This is a genomic window from Hallella bergensis DSM 17361, assembly GCF_000160535.1.
GTDB lineage: Bacteria > Bacteroidota > Bacteroidia > Bacteroidales > Bacteroidaceae > Prevotella > Prevotella bergensis.
Map to the genome: position 1 here is coordinate 1 of NZ_GG704790.1, position 1,600 is coordinate 1,600.

A 1,600-nucleotide genomic window follows, 5' to 3' on the forward strand; every position below is an offset into this window, starting at 1 on the left:
CCTTAATTCCGCAGCATAAATTCTTGTAAGAACTCCAAGTGCCTGAGAAACAAAGTTCTCAAAACACTTGGATATGTCAGAAATTTCACCTATCTTGGTGCTGTAAACATAACAAGTAAGCAAATATCTGACATGACAAAGGTAGCAATTAAAAACGAGAATATCACTTCTTTCGGTGGAATTTATCACATTATGGACGTTTTCTCAAAGTTGGGCTTTGAAAAACTTACCGAATCCGTATTGGGCAAACGTGGAAGTAGCGGCAAGGCATTCAGCCATGGAAGTATTTTCGGCTCTCTCTTCTTCAGCTACCTTTGTGGTGGAGAATGCCTTGAGGACATCAATGCACTTATAGGGCAGTTCAAGCAGAGACCTGATACGCTGTTACCCGGTGCCGACACAGTTGGGCGCGGACTGAAGGAGCTTGCTGAAGAGAACATTATTTACAAGAGCGAAATCTCCAGCAAGTCTTACAGTTTCAACACGGCAGAGAAGCTGAACACCTTACTTTTACGAATGATACGGAGGATGAGGCTTATAAAGGTGGGCAGCCATGTTGACCTGGACTTTGACCACCAGTTCGTTCCAGCCCACAAGTTCGATGCTAAGTATTCTTATAAGCAGGACCTTGGCTATTTTCCTGGTTGGGCTTCCATTGGGGGAATCATAGTCGGAGGTGAGAACCGTGACGGAAACACCAATGTGAAATTCCATCAGGAGGACACGCTCCGTCGCATTATGGACCGTGTAACCTCAGAACTTGGTGTGGTAATAGAGCGTTTCCGTGCTGACTGCGGGTCGTTCTCAAAGGAAATCATCCAAACCGTAGAGCAGCGCTGCAACACGTTCTACATTCGTGCTGCCAACTGCGGCAGTCGCTACGAGAATTTCCAACAGTTGAAGGAATGGAAAGACGTTGAGGTTGGCTATGAGAAATGCGATGTCACATCCATCAGCATAGACAGCTTGATAGAAGGAAAGTCATACAGGCTCGTCGTACAGCGTAGTCCTTTGAAAGGCAAGGATGGCAGTGAGCAGACGGATATGTTCGGAGTAATATACACATACCGCTGTATCCTCACCAACGACTGGGTGTCTACCGAAAAGGACATCATTACGTTTTATAATGAACGTGGAGCGGGTGAAAAGAACTTCGACATACAGAACAATGACTTCGGCTGGTCACATCTTCCATTTTCCTTTATGGCTGAGAACATGGTTTTCATGATGGTTACCGCCATGCTGAAGAACTTCTATCTCTATCTCGTCCGTCATATCAGCGAAGAGGTCAAGCCATTGAAAAAGACAAGCAGGCTGAAAGCCTTTATCCTCCATTTTGTCAGCGTGCCAGCAAAATGGGTGAGAAGGGGAAGGCAGAACGTTCTGAACCTGTATACAAATAAAACCTACTACTCAGAAGTCTTCCTTGAATAAACAGTATTTCTTTGTGGTTTTAATATTCCCCATTGGTTTGGGTGGGGGATTTTATGCTTAGAAAAAAAACAAGAAACACCGAAGCACCTCATATCAACATATAGAGTCCCAAAAAGACACCTCAACATATAAAATTTTCTCACAAGAAAAAATACTGCGGAATTAA

At 44.1% G+C, this 1,600-nt stretch carries 1 protein-coding gene; it reads left to right on the forward strand.

Annotated features, from left to right (window positions below; genetic code table 11):
- Window positions 1–132: 132 nt before the first annotated feature.
- Window positions 133–1,434: an IS1380 family transposase gene (locus HMPREF0645_RS12795; RefSeq protein ID WP_007175483.1), complete on the forward strand. Its 1,302-nt coding sequence runs from the start codon at window positions 133–135 to the stop codon at window positions 1,432–1,434.
- The last annotated feature ends 166 nt before the right edge of the window (window positions 1,435–1,600 follow it).